This window comes from Pseudomonas sp. B21-028 (assembly GCF_024749045.1).
Taxonomy (GTDB): domain Bacteria; phylum Pseudomonadota; class Gammaproteobacteria; order Pseudomonadales; family Pseudomonadaceae; genus Aquipseudomonas.
Genome location: NZ_CP087184.1, coordinates 1,634,913 through 1,651,792 on the forward strand (window position 1 = coordinate 1,634,913; position 16,880 = coordinate 1,651,792).

Sequence of the window (16,880 nt, forward strand, 5' to 3'; positions counted from 1 at the left end):
GTTCGCTCGAACTGACTCGAACCGGGAGTAAAGGATGAACCGCAACGAATTGCGCAAGGCTGACATCAATCTGATGGTGGTTTTCGAAACGCTGATGCTTGAGCGCAATGTGACACGGGCGGCAGAAAAACTGTTCCTGGGACAGCCAGCCATCAGTTCGGCCCTCAACCGATTGCGTGCGCGGTTCAACGATCCGCTGTTCATTCGCGTCGGCCATCGCATGGAACCCACGGCGCGGGCGGAGGAGATCATCCAGCACTTGTCGCCGGCATTGGACTCGCTGTCGGCGGCCCTGAGTCTGACCCATGATTTCGACCCGGCCAGCAGCAACATGACGTTTCGTATCGGCCTTTCGGACGATGTCGAATTCGGCCTGCTGCCGCCGCTGTTGCGCAGCCTGCGCCAGGAAGCGCCGCAAGTGGTGTTCGTGGTCCAGCACGTCGATTACTGGCGGATTCCCGATTTGCTGGCGTCCGGCGACATCACCGTGGGGATCAGCCAGACCCGCGGGCTACCGGCCAATGCCAAGCGTAAACTGTTGCGACACATCCAGCCTTGTGTGTTGCGGGCTGATGCCTCGGAGACGCCGCTGACCCTGGACGACTATTGTTCGCGCCCCCACGTGCTGGTGTCCCATACCGCGAACGTGGCCGGGTTCGCCGACGAATGGCTGGCCGAGATCGGTCGCAAGCGTCAAGTGGTGTTGTCCGTGCCGCAGTACAGCGCGTTGCCGGCGCTGCTGGCCGGCACCGATATGATCGCCAGCCTGCCGGACTATACCGCCGTCGCCATGGCGGCTTCGGGCCAGTTGTTCAGCGAACCCTTTCCGTTCAAGACCCCGACTCTGGATCTGTCCATGGTCTGGCTGAGCCATGTCGACACTGACCCGGCGGAACGCTGGTTACGGTCCCGGCTGGAGGCGTTCATGAGTGAGCGCGGGGTGTCGGGGCAGGCGCTAGGCTAGAGCAGTACATGGTTTTTGTGGCGAGGGGATTTATCCCCGCAGGGGCGCGAAGCGGTCCTCTGCGTCGGACCTGACACACCGCAGCGACAGTTGGATTTTTGGGTCTGCTTCCGCAGCCCAGCGGGGATAAATCCCCTCGCCACAAAGTTCTGTGTTTAGCATTGGAATCTGGTTAACCAAAAAGCCTCGTGCTTAACCCCGGTGAGGGGATTCAACCACAGGATTCTGTGCTTGAGCGCCAAGTAGGCGTATGGTTGCGTCGGCTGAATTCACGTCGTCATCTTTCGAATCGGAGTCGAACATGCCTCACCTGCACATCGAGTACACCGCCAACCTGCCCGAGCTGAACGCCGACGTCGCTTTGCTGCGCTTGAACAACGCGTTGGTGGCGTCCGGTCAGTTCGCGGAGACGGACATCAAGAGCCGGGCCGTGAAGGTCGAACATTTCCGGGTGGGCACCGGTTTGGGCGAGCGTGGTTTCGTGCACGTGCAGCTGGCGTTGTTGAGTGGTCGTTCGCCGGAAATCAAGAAGCAGCTGGGAGAAAGCCTGTTGACCGTGATCCAGGACCTGGGGCCGTGGCCGGCCGGTGTCAGCGTGCAGTTCAGTGTGGAAATCGTCGATATGGATCGCGGCTGCTACGCGAAGGCTATCCTCGACAACTGAGGCTCAGGCATCAGCCGGGTGCCGGCTCCGATCGCCCGTTTGTGGCATGGGTGAGCCAGCACCGGCGTGGCACAAGTTGATGCTTTGCAAGATGGTGCGCACATGATCGTACATGCCTTCGGCTTTGCAGGTGGGGCGCATGCCGGTGCGGGTGTTGATGAACAGCTCGTCCTTGAAACAGGTCCGCAGTTTCTTCAGGCAGTAACTCACCGTTGACTGGCTGACACACAATGCCTCGGACACGCCGCTGACACTGCTTTGTTCGTACACGGCGCTAAACACCATGAGGTCCTGCATATCGAGCTTTCTGAGGGCGTTGCTGTTTAGCATCCGTTGCTTCTCGCTGTGCTCCTTGCGCGGATCTTGCGCAAACAAGATCCGTGATCATAACGGAACGATGGTCCCAAGTGAATGCCGTGGGAGCTACGAGCTACAAGCAGGTTATGGTTGGGTCTTGTCGCTTAAATAATAATTTAATAGCAACTTTTTCACGAAAAATTGATGGTGTGCTGCCTAAAGTTTGTGTTGCCGTAGGGAACGGGTTTTTCACGCTTTCCTAGGCACTTCTTCTCCAAAGAGCAACTTTCAGGAAAACGCCCACCATCATGCTGACCATTAAAGCCGTGCGCCCCGAGTGGGTGACGCTGCTCGCCAGTGCCTTTTTATTAGTTGGTTTCAACTTCATTCTCTGGCAGCACTTGTTGACGATCACGGCGGCTGACGGTCGGGGCCTGCTGATGTGCGCGGCCTTTGGCGTGATGATTTTCTTTGCATTCAACCTGGTACTGACGTTCGTGGCGTTCCGCCCGCTGCTCAAGCCCGTGCTGATGCTGATGTTCCTGATCAGCGCCGGCGTGGCCTATTTCATGGCCCAATACGGTGTATTGATCGACGTCGGCATGCTGCGCAACTTTGCCGAAACCAATGCCACCGAAGTTCGTGACTTGTTGTCCCTGAAGTTATTTGCCTATCTCGGCTTACTTGGCGTCTTACCTTCCTGGTTATTGTTCAAGACACCGATCAAGTACCGCAGCTGGTCCAAAGAGTTGTTAAGTAAGCTGTTGGTCGGTGTAGCCTCGGCTGCGCTGATTGGCGTGGTTGCCCTGGCGAATTACCAAGGGCTGTCTTCTCTGTTTCGCAACCATCACGAATTGCACCTGATGATCGTGCCAAGCAATTACATTGGTGCTTCGGTCGGTTACCTGCGCGAGCAGGTGGTGTCGGCCAAGCAACCGTTCATCAAGTTGGGCGAGGATGCCAGTCGCAATCCGGCCTGGCGGACCCACACCCGCAAGTCCCTGACGGTACTGGTCGTCGGGGAGAGTGCTCGCGCCGAGAACTTCGGCATCCTCGGCTATAACCGTGACACCACGCCGACGTTGAATCACGAGGCGGGCCTGATCGCTTTCACGGATGTGCATTCCTGCGGCACCGAAACCGCTGTGTCGGTACCGTGCATGTTTTCCAACATGGGCCGCAAGAACTACGACGCCAGCAAGGCCAAGCATGAAGAAGGCCTGCTGGATGTGCTCCAGCGCGCCGGCCTGGACGTGATCTGGCGGGACAACCAGTCTGGCTGCAAAGGCACCTGCGACCGGGTTACCCTGCAGGATGTGAGCAATCTCAAGGATCCGACCCTGTGCGCCAACAGTGAGTGCCGGGACGAGATCCTGCTTCAGGGGCTGCAGCATTTCATCGACACCCTGGACAAGGACACGGTGCTGGTCCTGCACCAGATGGGCAGCCACGGGCCTGAGTACTTCAAGCGTTATCCCAAGGAGTACGAACACTTCACGCCGGTATGCGAAAGCAATGCGCTGAACAATTGCAGCCGCGAAAGCATCGTCAACGGTTACGACAATACGCTGGTGTACACCGACCACGTTCTTTCGACCCTGATCGATCTGCTGCGGGCCAACCAGGACAAGGTCGATACGGCCATGCTCTACCTGTCGGACCATGGTGAGTCCCTGGGCGAATACAACCTGTTTCTCCATGGCACGCCCTACATGCTTGCCCCGGAGCAGCAGAAGCATGTGGCGATGCTCGCCTGGTTTTCCGACAGTTATCAAAAATCCTTCGCGGTGGACACCCATTGCCTGCAGTTGAGTCGGGAAAAGCCCTTGAGCCAGGACAACCTGTTTCACTCGATGCTCGGCTTGCTGGAGGTCAACAGCAATGTCTATAACCGGGACCTGGATCTGTTTGCCGGTTGTCGCAGCGCGGTGATTGACGGTGTGTTGGCGCGAGAGTAAACGCCTACACCTTTTTTTCACGCCGCGCCGTTTAACCTGTCATCTGTCCATTTTCCAAGAGCCGTTCGTATGTCCGGGCTACCCCCATCTACCGTCGAGCTTGAGTTCGCCAGGCATCACGACCGGGAGCATGCGCAAGTCTGCTCCCGGCCGGCCCCTCGACGGCTGCGCCTGGCGTTCTGGCGCGATGAGCATATGGTGCGCAACGCCCTGAAAGTGGCCGGTGAGCCGGGATTGGTGCTGGACGTGGCGTGTGGGGCTGGGCGGTTCTGGCCGGTGCTGGCCGAACATGCCAACCGGGTGATCCTGGCGGCGGACCCCTCGCCGGACATGCTCGAACACGCGCTCACCCACCATGGCGGCGCGTTGCTCAAGCGGGTCAAGACCTTTCCGAGTTCGGCGTTTACCATCGGTTTGTCGGAAAATGCGGTGGACTGTATTTGTTGCCTGCAATTGTTTCGCCACGTGAGTACCAGTGAGCATCGCCTGGCGCTGCTGCGCGAGTTTCGACGGGTCAGCCGCGACACGGTCATCGTGTCGGTTCAAATCGACGGACGTTTCAAACTCGGCCATCCACCGCCCCACAGCCTGGCGGACAAAGCCGATGTCGAGGCCGAGTTCCTCCAGGCCGGTTTCAACGTGCTATGGCACCAAGACTTCCTGCCTGGATTTGCGCTGACGCGGGTTTATGTCTTGCGTAAGACCAGTTAGCTTCGAATGTAGGACTATTCTTGCGATTGCGCAGGCGATTTCTCTCAGGCTCTTGCTCTATGGATGCTCGCAATCGCTGACGGCGATATATACTGCGCGCCATTATTCAAGGGAGAGCCGTGTGGCCATCGATATTCACTGGATTCGCGACAACGATAGCCTCGGTCGGTTTTGCGCCGAATGGCAGCAGTTGCCCTTCGTCGCCCTCGACACTGAATTCATGCGGGTCGACACCTTTTATCCTATCGCCGGTTTGCTGCAGATCGGCGATGGCAAGCGTGCCTACCTGATCGACCCCTTGACCATCGACAACTGGCAGCCCCTGTCGGCATTGCTGGAAAACCCGTCCGTGCTCAAGGTGCTGCACGCCTGCAGCGAGGACCTTGAAGTCCTGTTGCGCCTGACCCGAAGCCTGCCCGCGCCGCTGTTCGATACACAACTGGCTGCCGCCTACCTGAACCTGGGTTTCTCCATGGGCTACTCGCGGCTGGTGCAGGACGTTCTGGGCATCGAATTGCCCAAGGGCGAGACCCGCTCCGACTGGTTGCAACGGCCGCTGTCCGAAACGCAGATCAGTTATGCCGCGGAAGATGCGGTGCACTTGGCTGAAGTCTTCGTACAACTGCGTCCCAAGCTTTCCGATGAGAGGTTCGCCTGGGTCCTGGAGGACGGCGCTGAGCTGGTCGCCAACCTGCGCCGCGAAGTCGACCCCAACGAGGTGTACCGCGACGCCAAGCTGGCCTGGAAACTGTCCCGCGCGCAACTGGCCGTGCTGCGTGAGCTCTGCGCCTGGCGCGAGCGGGAGGCGCGGGCCCGTGACTTGCCGCGCAACCGCATCATCCGCGAGCATTCGCTGTGGCCCCTGGCCCGTACCCAGCCGGATAACCTCGGTGCCCTGGCGAAAATCGAAGACATGCACCCGCGCACCGTGCGCCAGGACGGCGAGTTTCTGCTGGACCTGATCAAGCGCGCCGCCAGCGTGCCGCCCGAACAATGGCCGCCGGCCGTGGCCGAGCCGTTGCCCATCGAGGCCGCGGCGCTGGTCAAGCGTCTGCGGGCCCTGGGGCAGGCTGAAGCCGAACGCCTGGGCATTGCCCCGGAACTGATGCTGCGCAAGAAAACCCTCGAAGCTCTGATCAAGAGCGGCTTTCCCGAGGGGCCTTACCAATTGCCTGATTCGCTGCGTGGCTGGCGTCGCGAACTGATGGGCCAGGCGCTGCTCGACAGCCTGGCCACTGCCGGAGAACAGCCTTGAAACGTATTTGCTCCATTTATCGCAGCTCGAAGAAAAACGAAATGTACCTGTATGTGCTCAAGAGCGATGCCTTGGCGCGTGTGCCTGAGCCCTTGATGGCGGCCTTTGGCAAGGCGACCCATGCCTTCGACCTGGTTCTGAGCCCTGAGCGGCAGTTGTCCCGGGAGGACATCAACAAGGTGCTGGAAAATCTCGACACCCAGGGTTATCACCTGCAGATGCCACCGGCCGAAGATGAGTACATCGAGCATCTGCCTGAAGAGTTGCTGCGACGCAACGACCCGGTCTGAATCGATACTGAGGCACCGTCCTGGGGCCTCTTGAAATACACTGGAATTTTTTGACGATCGCCGCATGGATGGAGCGACACTCTGTCGGCGTTCGTCTGCACTGTTTTGAAAGGTTTGATTCATGCGCGTTCTGATTGCCGAACACGACCACGCGGTATATGCCCAACTGTTGCGCCAGGCTGCGCCCGATATCGAAGTGCTGACCAGCGGTGACTCTGCTGAGTTGTCACGGCTGGCCGCTGATTGCGTGGTCTGGCTAGGCCAGCCCGATCTGCTGGCTACCTTGTTGCGTCAGGGCCATCGCCCCCAATGGCTGCAATCGACCTGGGCGGGCATCACGCCGCTGTTGGCCGAGGGGCTGACACGTGACTACCGGCTGACCCGCGCGGTAGGCATTTTTGGCCAGTTGATGGCTGAGTACGTGCTCACCTACATGCTTGGCCATGAGCGCGAGGTGCTGGCGCGGCTGGTCAGCCAGGTCGAGCGCAAGTGGGACAACCGCCAGGGGCAGGGCCTGGCGGGGCGCAAGGCGCTGATCGTCGGGACCGGTGATATCGGTCAACGGGTGGCGCAGTTCCTCGTGCCATTTGGCGTGCAGCTCTATGGCATTGCCAGCGAGGCGCGGGAGCTGGCCCCTTTCGTCGAGGTCGGGGCGATGAAGGAACTGCCGCGCCTGGTCGGCGAAGTGGATTACGTCATCAATCTGCTGCCCAACACGCCCCAGACCCATGACGTGTACGACGCGGCGCTGTTCAAGCAATTCAAGCCCACCGGATTGTTCATCAATGCCGGACGCGGCGTGGCCGTGGTGGACGCGGACCTGGTGCAAGCCTTGAAAGATGGGCATCTGGCTGGTGCGGTGATTGACGTTTGTCGCCAGGAACCGCTGCCCCAGCGTCATCCGTTCTGGACGGCCTGGGGTTTGCTGCTGACCGGTCACAGTTCGGCACCGACCTCGCCGCCGCTGATGACCCAGCTGTTCCTGGATAACCTGCGCGCCTACCAGGCCGGCGAAGCCTTGCGCGGGGAAGTGGATTTCGCCCGGGGCTATTGACCCCCAATCAGCCCTGTGGGAGCGAGCCTGCTCGCGATAGCGGTGTGTCAATCAACATTGATATCGGCTGTTGCATCGCTATCGCGAGCGGGCTCGCTCCCACAAAGGTGCTTGGCACTTACCGACAGTCGCCAACGCTTGGCCTCAAGCAGCCCCGGCACTAGACTGTCGGCCTTTTCACCACCTGATGTTGATGCTCGAGCCATGGCCGCCAAAGTCGAACCCTTCTGGATACGCAAGACCCTCGATCAACTCGATTCTCAGGAATGGGAATCGCTGTGCGACGGCTGCGGCCTATGCTGCCTGCAAAAGCTCGAAGACGAAGACGACAACAGCGTCTACTACACCCGCATCGCCTGCAAACTGCTGGACCTGAAAACCTGCCAGTGCACCGATTACCCACGCCGCCGCGAATCCGTGCCCGATTGCATCCAGCTCACGCCGGGCAAGGCCGATGAGTTCAAATGGTTGCCGCCGACCTGCGCCTACCGGCTGGTCAGCGAGGGTAAGGACCTGCCGCTGTGGCACCATCTGGTCTGTGGTGATCGTGATGCCGTGCACCACGAGCGCATTTCCCAATCCGGGCGGATGCTGGCCGAAGGCAGCGTGCCCGAAGACGATTGGGAAGATCATCTGATTTTTCGCGCCGGCTGAATCGTCAGGCGTTGGGGAGAGCCCATGAGCGCAGAATGGAAACGGCTGCTGGCGACCGGCGGGCTGCTGGCGGTGTGCGGTCCGCTATGGGCGGCGCAGAAAGTCGATCTGGATTACCACGTGCACCTGTTGCCACAGAGCGATCAGGCCGAAGTGCGCTTGACCCTGGCCCGTGGCTCGGCGGTGCGCAGCCTGGATTTCGACCTCGGCGACGGCAGCCGCTACAGCGATTTCAAGGCGGACGGTCAATGGCGACTGATGCCGGGTAAAACCGCGCGCGGCCTCTGGCGCCCGAGCGCCGACAAGGCCAGCCTGACCTACCGGGTGCGCATCAGTCATGGGCGCAAGAATGGCTCCTTCGAAACCCGCATGACGCCTGCTTGGGCCTTGCTGCGCGGCGATAACCTGGTGCCGTCGGCCCGGCTCGACCAGCAGGACGGCATCGAACTGGTGGCGCGCCTGGACGTTGAATTGCCCGCCGGCTGGAAAAGCATCGAAACGCCCTGGCCACGGATCGGCAAGCAACGTTTTCGCGTCGACAACCCCTCACGCCTGTTCGACCGTCCCACGGGCTGGATGCTGGCCGGCAAGCTGGGCAGCCGTCGCACGCGCCTGGGTGAAACCGAAGTTACCGTGGCCTCGCCCCTGGGTCAGGGCATGCGCCGGATGGACGTGCTGACGTTGCTGACCTTCGTCTGGCCGCAGGTGCAGGCGCTGATACCGCGCCACCCCACGAAACTGCTGATTGTCGGTGCCCAGGATCCGATGTGGCGTGGTGCCCAGGCTGGCCATGAGTCGATTTACCTGCACAGCCGTCCGCCGCTGGTCAGCGAGCGGGGCACCAGCCCGTTGCTGCGGGAACTGGTGCAGACCCTCGCTCGTGTCCACGACCGTGAGCGCAGCGACTGGATCAGCGAAGGCCTGGCCGAGTACTACGCCATCGAACTGCTGCGCCGCGCCGGCGGCATGAGCGACGAGCGTTACCAGACCCTGAACGAGCGTCTAGTGCGGGACAGCCAGGGCGTGACGACTTTGCGCGGCGAACAGGTAAGCTCCGCGATAACGGCCAAGGCGGTGCTATTGCTGCAGGAGCTGGATCGGGAAATTCGTTTGAAAACCCGTAACAAGCGCTCGCTCGACGATGTGCTGCAGGCCGCGATGCGCCTGGAAACGGTCGATACCCGGGAGTTCGTGCAGCTCAGCGAGAGCATTCTGGGTGGGGCTTCTACGGTACTGGATAGTCGGTTACTCCAGTAATACCGCCATCGCGAGCAAGCTTTGCTCCCACAGGTTTACCTGACTGGCATCAGGGCAAGCTTTGCTCCCACAGACACCGGGATTCCTGTGGGAGCAAGGCTTGCCCGCGATTGGTCTTTAGCTGCGCTACAAGCTCAAAGCCCGGCCTTCGGTGAATCCAACGAATCATTCCCCGTTACCGTAGCCGTACCGGTTGCCGCCTCGGCGTTGGCCTTCATGCGGACCAGTTCATCGCCGGCCTGTTCGATACGGGCACGGGCGCTGCTCAGGTTCTGACGGCTTTTCTCCAGCAGCGTCTTGGCCGAGCAGTGCCCGGTGATGCCCCGCGCCAGCGCCATGCCGCCGATGGCCAGTTGCGCCAGACCAATGATGCCGCCACGCCGCAAACCCTTGCCCATCATCAGTACGCCGCCCGCCAGGGAGCCCGCGCGTTCCCAGCCGTGGACGTTTTGTGCAGGGCGGGATTGGAATGGCGTGCTCTCGATCGGCTCGAACGGATTGTTATCGCTCATGGTCTGTCTCCAGTGTGGGGATTGGTATAAAACTGACTGCCGGAGCGAATCCGTCGTTCCATGGAATTTCCCACCGATCAGCGGAATTGCGGCCCCGAGCGGGTGTTGTTGCCTTTGGCCATGCGGTCGTACAGCACGACGTTGACCGTGGCCGCCAGGTTCATGCAGCCAGTGGTGGGGATGTACACCACGTCTTCGCACCAGTCCCGGATGTCCTTGTCCAGCGAGCCGTCTTCGGGGCCGAAGATATACAGCGCCCGGTCCGGGTGGGTGTATTCGGGCAGCGGGCGGGCGCCCTCCACCAGCTCCACGGCCACCGGCACACAGCCCAGGGGCAGGATTTTCTTCAGGTCGTCGATGCCGATCAACGGAATGTCGTAGTGGACCTTCTTGGTGTCGGTGACGAAGTCGGCGGCCCGTTCATAGCGCTTGCCGGTGTAGAACACTGACGCCACGCCGTAGCAGCCGGCGGCGCGCATGACCGAACCGACGTTTTCCGGTGATTTGGGGTTGAACAGACCGATGCAGCTGTAGCGTTTGTTGGCCACGGGCGGGGTGCCTTTGGGAAAAGGCGCGATTATACGGGGAATGGGGGAGGGTGGTCAGTTTCAAGATTGGCGGTGAAAGTAGCATCGCCATCGCGAGCAGGCTCGCTCCCACAGGAGACCGCATTCCAATGTGGGAGCGAGCCTGCTCGCGATGAGGGCCTGGCAGGCGCTCAGTGCCTTGCCGACTACTCGTCTTTCTTCATCAACCCAGCCAGTGCGGCAAACGGGTTGTGAGTCGCCTTGGCGATTTTAGGAGTGCTCAGGGAGCCGTCGCCGAAGTATTGCTGGTCGGTGTAGCGCGAGTGCTCGTTGTCGTGGCAGTACAGGCACAGCAGTTCCCAGTTGGAACCGTCCTGGGGGTTGTTGTCGTGGTTGTGGTCGCGGTGGTGAACGGTCAGTTCGCTCAGGCGCTTGCCGGAGAACTCGCGGGCGCAGCGGCCACAGACGTGGGGGTACATTTTCAGGGCTTTGTCGCGGTAACCCATTTCCCGGTCGCGCTGGGCGTCGGCGAGGATGCGGTCCAGCTTCGCGGTATTGGAAGGAGGCGTTGACGAACTCATGGGTTCACCTTTGTAGATAAGACTGATGACGGTTGAACGAAGTTTAGCTCAGCCCTTGAGCTTCTCGGCAATCCAGATGGTGTGGCGGGTGCCTTTGTTGCCGTGGGCGAACACCTGCACCTCTTCGGCCTTGAAGCCGGCCTTTTTCAGTTTGTCGGAAAACTGCCGGTCAGCGCTGGCCGACCAGACCGCCAGCACCCCCTTGGGCCGCAGGGCCTTTGCGCAGGCGGCCAGGCCGCCGGCCGAATACAGCCAACTGTTGGCTTTCTGGGTCAGGCCTTCGGGGCCGTTGTCGACATCCAGCATGATCGCGTCGAAACCCTGGGGCTCGGCTTGCAGCACCTTGGCGACATCTTCCAGGCGGATCACCGTGCGCGGATCCTCCAGCGGCCGCCCGGCCTTTTCGCCCAGGGGGCCACGATTCCACTCCACCACGCCGGGCACCAACTCGGCCACCACCACTTCGGCGTTCTTGCCCAGGTGCTTGAGGGCCGAGGCGAGGGTGAACCCCATGCCGAGGCCGCCGATCAGCACCCGCGAACCCGGCCGGCCGGCGACCTTGCGGCAGGGAATCTCCGCCAGGGCGTCTTCGGAGCCGTGCATGCGGGTGTTCATCAACTGCCCGCCGTCACCGCCCTGGATCTTGATGACGAAGTCTTCGCCGTACTCGAACAGGCACAGGGCACCGCCATTGTCGGGGATGGGAGTGGTGTCGAGCAGAACGAAACGTTTCATGGAAATCTCATGAGGAAGGGCGGACCGCTGCGGTAGGGTCTAGCCTGAAGATGACAGTAGCCACGGAGCCAGTGATGAAGTGCAGCATTCTAACGGCCATTGCCCTGGCGGCGCTCTCAATAAGTTGTGCACAGGCCCAGCAGCCGACGATTCCGGTAAGCCCACCCAGCGTCCCTGGTTCGCCTGGTACCGCCACCCCGATGCCCTACCCACCGGTCGCGCCCAGCAGCGTGCCCAAGGCCGATTCCGGAAATGACGGGCCGCCATTGCTGCCACCGATCGAGATACCCAGGCCGCCGCAGGATCAACCATTACCAGGGATGGAGGTGAAGCCGCCCAAGGTCAAGTCGCCGGGGGGCTGATCCCATGGCCTATGTGAATGACGACCCCCTTGTGGGAGCGAGCCTGCTCGCGATAGCGGTGGGTCAGTCACATGGATATTGATTGATCCGGCGCTATCGCGAGCAGGCTCGCTCCCACAGGTGCTAGACCTGTTGTGACAGCAACTGCCCATCGGCCATGCGCAGGCGCTTGGACAGGGAGACGGCGAGGGCGCGGATGATTTTTGCGGCGACCTTGGGGGCATCGTTGAGCATTTTTTCCAGGGAATCCTTGCCCAGGTTCAGCAGTTGGCAATCACTGGCGGCGATGCAACTGGCCGAACGCCGCTCGCCGTCCAGCACGGCCATTTCACCAAACGCCCGGCCACTGCGCAGGGTGGCGATGGTCACCGGTTGCCCGTCGGGGCCGGTCTTCTGCACGGCTACCTGGCCGGTGTGGATAATGCACATGAAGCTGCCCGCATCGCCCTCGCGGAAAATCGCTTCGCCCTGGGCGATGGCGCTGATGCTGAAGTAACCCGACGCGGCGGCGAAGTCGACGGGCAGCAACTGATCGAACAGGCCGCAGTCCATCAGCCAGTCGCGGATTTCGTTGTTCAGTAAGGTCGGTTCTGGCATGGCTTACGGTCTTTCTTCTTGTGTTCTTTGCAAGAGTGGGAATGATCACTGTGGGAGTGAGCCTGCTCGCGATAGCACAGCGTCAGTCGACTTCAATGTTGAAAAGCAGACCGCTATCGCGAGCAGGCTCGCTCCCACAGTTCTGAATTGTGCCAAGGCTGGGCCCTGCTCATGGAGCTAAGACCCGGCCCTCAACCAGAGTTCCTCAAGCCTTGCCCCAAATCTTCAACACAAATGAATATTCGAGCGCTACGTCACGCAATCCCTGGTAGCGCCCGCTCATTCCACCATGGCCGGCACCCAGTTCGGTCTTGAGCAGCAACGGGTTGTCATCGGTCTTGGTGGCGCGCAGTTTCGCGACCCACTTGGCCGCTTCCCAGTACTGCACGCGGCTGTCGTTGTAGCCGGCGATGACCAGCAGCGCCGGGTACGCCTGGGCGCGGACGTTTTCGTAGGGCGCATAGGCCCTGATCCGATCATAGACGTCCGGCTCCTCCGGGTTGCCCCATTCGTCGTATTCGGTGACGGTCAGTGGCAGGTCCGGGTCGAGCATGGTGTTGAGCACATCGACGAACGGCACTTCGGCAATCGCGACCTTGAACAGCTCCGGGCGTTGATTGAGGACCGCGCCGATCAACAGGCCGCCTGCGCTGCCGCCGCTGATCGCCAGCTGGTCGGCAGTGGTAAACCCATTGTCGATCAGATGCTCGGCGCAAGCGATGAAGTCGCTGAAGGTGTTGTGCTTGTGTTCCTGCTTGCCGGCGCGGTACCAGGCTTCGCCGAGTTCGCCGCCGCCACGCACATGGGCGATGGCAAAGGCGACGCCGCGGTCAAGCAGGCTCAGTCGTGCGTGGGAGAACCACGGATCGAGGCTTTCGCCATAGGCGCCGTAGCCGTACAGATACAGCGGCACCGGTTGGCCGAGGGCTTCGCGCTTGACCACCAGGCTGATGGGTACCTGGGTGCCGTCCGGTGCCGTAGCCCACAGCCGCTGGCTGACGTAGGCATCGGCGTCGAATGGACCCAGCACCGGGGTTTGCTTGAGGACCACTTGTGCGCCACTGGCAAGGTCCAACTGACGGATCTGCGCCGGACGGTTCAGGGCTTCATAGCGCAGGCGGATGCGCTCGCTGACGAACTCCAGGCTGTTCTGCACATGCAGGCTGTAGGCGGCATCCGGCAGTTGCACGCGAAAGGCCGGCAAGCCTTGTGGATGAACCTCGATGATCGGCAGGCCACCTTCCCGCAGGCTCAACGTCATGGCGCCAGCGTTCAGGCTCAGGCCATCGAGCATCACCGTGTCGCTGTGGGGGATCAGGTTCCGCCAGTCGGCCTCGGTCGGCGCCACGCCCGTATCGGGGGCCTGGTACAGCGCGAAATTGATGCCGTCGCGGTTGGTGCGGATCAGCCAGGTCCATTGACCGTCGAGCAGGCCGTGGTCGACGTCGTATTCGTGATGCTCCACCCGTGGTGCCAGGCAGGTGAAGGGCTGCTGGGGTTGGGCGGCGTCCAGTACCCAGACTTCGCTGGTGGTCTTGCTGCCCAGAGACAGGATCAACTGCCGCTCGGAGCTCGAACGGTAGCAATGCAGGAAGAAGCGCCCGTCCGGTTCATGGAACACTTCTTCGGCGGCGGTGCCATCAAGGCGATAGCGCCAGAGTTTGTGAGGACGGTGGGTTTCGTCCAGTTCGCCGAAAAACAGCGTCAGGCTGTCGTTGGCCCAGGTCATGCTGCCGTCGCAGTTTTCGAAGGACAGTTCGCTGACCTTGTCGTTGGACAGCTCTTTCACGAACAGCGTGTAGATCTCGTCGCCCGTGGTGTCCAGGCTGTAGGCCAGGCGTTGGTGGTCGGGGCTGATGCTGAAGGCGCCGAGAGAAAAGAAACCGCCACCTGCCAGCGCGTTAGGGTCCAGCAACAATTGCTCGTGGTGTTCGTCCACGGTCAGGCTGTCGTCCGCCGGGCGCGGGCAGCGGTAGTGGCGCGGGTATTCGTCACCGGCGGTGGTGCGGGTGTAGTACAGGTAGGGACCCCAGGGCGAGGGCAGGGACAGATCGGTCTCGAGGATCCGCCCCTTGATCTCCTGGAACAGGGTTTCGCGCAGTTCGGCCTGATCGGCGAGCTGATCTTCCTGGAAGCGGTTTTCGGCCTTGAGGTAGTCGAGCACGGCGTCGGTGTCGCGTTCCTGCAGCCAGGCATACGGGTCGACACCGGGGTCCTTGCGGGCTACCGGGGCGTTGGAAACAGGGATGGATAAGGACATGAAAGGCTCTCGAACATATTCATGGCGCACGTCTGGGCAGCCTGACGGGCGAAAAGCCGTTACTATAAGCGCCTCTTTGCCTGCCTTGCCATGGACACCATGACCGAGAACGACTATCTGATCGCCTGGGGCCTCTACGCCTTCGCCGCACTGGGCTGCCTGCTGGTATGGATGCGCATCACCCGCTGGATGTGGCGCTGGTTGCGCGAGCCGCTGCGGTTGCTGATGGCGGTGTTGCTGTTCTGCCCCACCATTGTCGACCCGGTGAAGGACAAGTTCGCTCCGGCCCTGGCGATTGCCGCCCTGGACATTCTGTTCAAGGTTGGCAACAACGTCTGGCGGGCAGCGTCTGACCTGCTCATGTACGGCATGATCGCCTTTGGCGTCTATTTGATCTTCGCATTGATCCGTTTCCCCATCGAGCGTGCTTCCAACGCCCGCAAGGAAAGGGCCGCCGCCGCGAAAGCTGCAGCTGCCGCGGCCGATGCGGAGGATGACGAGCCGCCGTTCGGCGTGGCCGGCGATGACCGTTACGGTCGCCCGCCGGTGCCGAGCAATCCCCAGCGTTCGCGTATCGAGCCGCGTCTGTAACCCGGCCTGTCCCCTTCAAGCGAGAGTCCGAGCATGTGTGAGCTACTGGGCATGAGTGCCAATGTGCCGACCGACATCGTGTTCAGCTTCACCGGGTTGATGCAGCGCGGCGGCAAGACCGGGCCGCACCGGGACGGTTGGGGCATCGCATTCTATGAGGGCCGTGGCCTGCGCCTGTTCCAGGACCCCGCGGCCAGCAGCGAGTCGGAAGTGGCGAACCTGGTGCAGCGCTATCCGATCAAGAGCGAAGTGGTGATCGGGCATATCCGCCAGGCCAATGTCGGCAAGGTCTGCCTGTCCAACACCCACCCGTTCGTGCGCGAGTTGTGGGGACGGAACTGGTGTTTTGCCCATAACGGCCAGCTCGCCGGTTTCCAGCCAGCGGTGAGTTTCTACCGCCCGGTGGGCGATACCGACAGCGAAGCGGCGTTCTGCGACCTGCTCAACCGCGTGCGCCAGGCTTTTCCGGAGCCGGTGGAGGTGGAGTTACTGCTGCCGTCGCTGATCCAGGCCTGCTCCGAATACCGCAGCAAGGGCGTGTTCAATTGCCTGCTCAGCGACGGCGACTGGCTGTTCTGCTATTGCTCGACCAAACTGGCCCAGATCACCCGTCGCGCGCCGTTTGGCCCGGCGCGGCTCAAGGATGTGGATGTGATCGTGGATTTCCAGGCCGAAACCACGCCCAACGACGTGGTCACGGTGATCGCCACCGAACCCTTGACCGAAAACGAAACCTGGACCCGCTACGAACCGGGCCAATGGAGCCTGTGGCGACGCGGCGAATGCGTCAGCCATGGCCGCACCGAATAAGGACGTCACGTTATGTTGCTCAGTTATCTACGGCTGGTGTTGTTTGCAGTGGGCCTGCTGATCGGGGTCCAGGTGCCGGGTTTCATCAGCGATTACGCCAAGCGGGTCGAAGCGCACCTGATCGAGGCCCAGAAGGGCCTGCAAGGGTTTCAGGGCACCGCCAACCAGTTTTTCAAAGGTGACATGCAGGCCTTGGTGGCGCATTACCGTGCCAGCGAGGACCCGATCTTTCGCAGCGATGCCGACAGCCTGAACACCCTGCTGGTGCGCCAGCAGGCGTTGGACAAGCAATACCAGGCGATGCAAGGCCCGTGGTATATCCGTCTGCTGCAAGTGGCGCTGGCCGCCGATCCGGACATCCGCAAGGAAACCTGGAATGGCTACAGTTACCAGATCCTGCTGACCCCCGAAGCGATGATCTGGGGCATCAGCGGCGCCATGCTGCTGTCGTTCGGCCTGGAATGCCTGTTCCGCCTGATCGACTGGGTGGTACTGGGTGGCAAGCGCCTGCGCCAGAGCCGGCCGATTGAAGAGCGGGATTTGCGCGGGCTTTGACCCAACCCAAATAGAGCTTTTCTGTGGCGAGGGGATTCATCCCCGCTGGGCTGCGAAGCAGCCCCATTGGATCTGTCTGACACACCACTGGGGCGATGTTTTTTGGGGCTGCTTCGCAGCCCAGCGGGGATGAATCCCCTCGCCACTAATGGTGAGTAGCCAAGCACCCCGTTTCCCACCCAATCAACTTTTTCTTATGACCCGTCCGCAATTTTATTCGTTGGACGCGCCGCGCCGTGGGCCCAA

Annotated in this window: 19 protein-coding genes and 1 pseudogene; 13 read left to right on the forward strand and 7 right to left on the reverse strand. The window is 61.4% G+C overall.

What is annotated here, in order from left to right; genetic code table 11:
- The first annotated feature begins 34 nt into the window (after positions 1-34).
- Complete coding sequence (locus LOY35_RS07470; RefSeq protein WP_258631771.1) at positions 35-964, forward strand: LysR substrate-binding domain-containing protein; 930 nt, start codon at positions 35-37, stop codon at positions 962-964.
- A 301-nt stretch (positions 965-1,265) separates the two neighbouring features.
- Entirely contained in the window at positions 1,266-1,628 is a 363-nt protein-coding gene (locus LOY35_RS07475; protein WP_258631772.1) for a 5-carboxymethyl-2-hydroxymuconate Delta-isomerase, read from the forward strand.
- A gap of 57 nt (positions 1,629-1,685) precedes the next feature.
- Here LOY35_RS07475 and LOY35_RS07480 read toward each other — a convergent pair.
- Positions 1,686-1,958, reverse strand: a pseudogene (locus LOY35_RS07480) (LysR family transcriptional regulator); the annotation flags it as partial.
- 275 nt (positions 1,959-2,233) lie between these two features.
- Between LOY35_RS07480 and LOY35_RS07485 the strand changes: the two are divergent.
- From LOY35_RS07485 to LOY35_RS07515, 7 genes are all read left to right on the forward strand, one after another.
- Complete coding sequence (locus tag LOY35_RS07485; protein ID WP_258631773.1) at positions 2,234-3,883, forward strand: phosphoethanolamine transferase; 1,650 nt, start codon at positions 2,234-2,236, stop codon at positions 3,881-3,883.
- Between the two features lie 69 nt (positions 3,884-3,952).
- Positions 3,953-4,594 (forward strand): class I SAM-dependent methyltransferase, encoded by a 642-nt coding sequence (locus LOY35_RS07490; RefSeq protein WP_258631774.1) that lies wholly within the window; start codon positions 3,953-3,955, stop codon positions 4,592-4,594.
- Between the two features lie 121 nt (positions 4,595-4,715).
- Positions 4,716-5,849, forward strand: a complete 1,134-nt coding sequence (gene rnd / locus LOY35_RS07495; RefSeq protein WP_258631775.1) for a ribonuclease D — start codon at positions 4,716-4,718, stop codon at positions 5,847-5,849.
- On the forward strand, positions 5,846-6,139 hold the full coding sequence (locus LOY35_RS07500; RefSeq protein WP_258631776.1) for a YcgL domain-containing protein: 294 nt from the start codon (positions 5,846-5,848) through the stop codon (positions 6,137-6,139). The genes rnd and LOY35_RS07500 overlap by 4 nt, the downstream gene beginning before the upstream one ends.
- 121 nt (positions 6,140-6,260) lie before the next feature.
- Positions 6,261-7,193 carry a D-2-hydroxyacid dehydrogenase gene (locus LOY35_RS07505; protein WP_258631777.1) on the forward strand — a complete coding sequence of 311 codons (933 nt, stop codon included), beginning with the start codon at positions 6,261-6,263 and terminating at the stop codon, positions 7,191-7,193.
- 204 nt (positions 7,194-7,397) lie between these two features.
- Entirely contained in the window at positions 7,398-7,847 is a 450-nt protein-coding gene (locus tag LOY35_RS07510) for a YcgN family cysteine cluster protein (RefSeq protein WP_258631778.1), read from the forward strand.
- Positions 7,848-7,871: 24 nt separating this feature from the next.
- On the forward strand, positions 7,872-9,104 hold the full coding sequence (locus tag LOY35_RS07515) for a hypothetical protein (protein WP_258631779.1): 1,233 nt from the start codon (positions 7,872-7,874) through the stop codon (positions 9,102-9,104).
- 134 nt (positions 9,105-9,238) lie between these two features.
- On the opposite strand, the gene LOY35_RS07520 is transcribed toward LOY35_RS07515, so the two are convergent.
- The 4 genes from LOY35_RS07520 to LOY35_RS07535 all read right to left on the reverse strand — a co-directional run bounded on the left by LOY35_RS07520 (position 9,239) and on the right by LOY35_RS07535 (position 11,459).
- Positions 9,239-9,616, reverse strand: a complete 378-nt coding sequence (locus tag LOY35_RS07520; protein WP_047701745.1) for a DUF2892 domain-containing protein — start codon at positions 9,614-9,616, stop codon at positions 9,239-9,241.
- A 77-nt stretch (positions 9,617-9,693) separates the two neighbouring features.
- Entirely contained in the window at positions 9,694-10,164 is a 471-nt protein-coding gene (locus LOY35_RS07525; protein WP_003198862.1) for an RNA methyltransferase, read from the reverse strand.
- A gap of 185 nt (positions 10,165-10,349) precedes the next feature.
- Positions 10,350-10,724: a YajD family HNH nuclease gene (locus tag LOY35_RS07530; protein ID WP_003184246.1), complete on the reverse strand. Its 375-nt coding sequence runs from the start codon at positions 10,722-10,724 to the stop codon at positions 10,350-10,352.
- Positions 10,725-10,772: 48 nt separating this feature from the next.
- Positions 10,773-11,459, reverse strand: coding sequence for a spermidine synthase (locus tag LOY35_RS07535; RefSeq protein WP_258631780.1), 687 nt, complete (start codon positions 11,457-11,459; stop codon positions 10,773-10,775).
- Positions 11,460-11,533: 74 nt separating this feature from the next.
- On the opposite strand from LOY35_RS07535, the gene LOY35_RS07540 reads away from it, so the two are divergent.
- Complete coding sequence (locus LOY35_RS07540; RefSeq protein WP_258633496.1) at positions 11,534-11,821, forward strand: hypothetical protein; 288 nt, start codon at positions 11,534-11,536, stop codon at positions 11,819-11,821.
- A 123-nt stretch (positions 11,822-11,944) separates the two neighbouring features.
- Here LOY35_RS07540 and LOY35_RS07545 read toward each other — a convergent pair whose 3' ends face one another.
- Positions 11,945-12,418: a cyclic nucleotide-binding domain-containing protein gene (locus LOY35_RS07545; protein ID WP_258631781.1), complete on the reverse strand. Its 474-nt coding sequence runs from the start codon at positions 12,416-12,418 to the stop codon at positions 11,945-11,947.
- Positions 12,419-12,623: 205 nt separating this feature from the next.
- On the reverse strand, positions 12,624-14,678 hold the full coding sequence (locus LOY35_RS07550; RefSeq protein ID WP_258631782.1) for a S9 family peptidase: 2,055 nt from the start codon (positions 14,676-14,678) through the stop codon (positions 12,624-12,626).
- Positions 14,679-14,768: 90 nt separating this feature from the next.
- Between LOY35_RS07550 and LOY35_RS07555 the strand changes: the two genes are divergently transcribed.
- Genes LOY35_RS07555 through LOY35_RS07565 form a run of 3 tightly spaced genes read left to right on the forward strand, consistent with a single transcriptional unit; the run spans position 14,769 to position 16,634 of the window.
- Positions 14,769-15,269, forward strand: a complete 501-nt coding sequence (locus tag LOY35_RS07555; RefSeq protein ID WP_258631783.1) for an MFS transporter — start codon at positions 14,769-14,771, stop codon at positions 15,267-15,269.
- 33 nt (positions 15,270-15,302) lie between these two features.
- Positions 15,303-16,079 carry a class II glutamine amidotransferase gene (locus LOY35_RS07560; RefSeq protein WP_047701739.1) on the forward strand — a complete coding sequence of 259 codons (777 nt, stop codon included), beginning with the start codon at positions 15,303-15,305 and terminating at the stop codon, positions 16,077-16,079.
- Between the two features lie 12 nt (positions 16,080-16,091).
- Positions 16,092-16,634, forward strand: a complete 543-nt coding sequence (locus LOY35_RS07565) for a DUF2937 family protein (protein WP_258631784.1) — start codon at positions 16,092-16,094, stop codon at positions 16,632-16,634.
- The last annotated feature ends 246 nt before the right edge of the window (positions 16,635-16,880 follow it).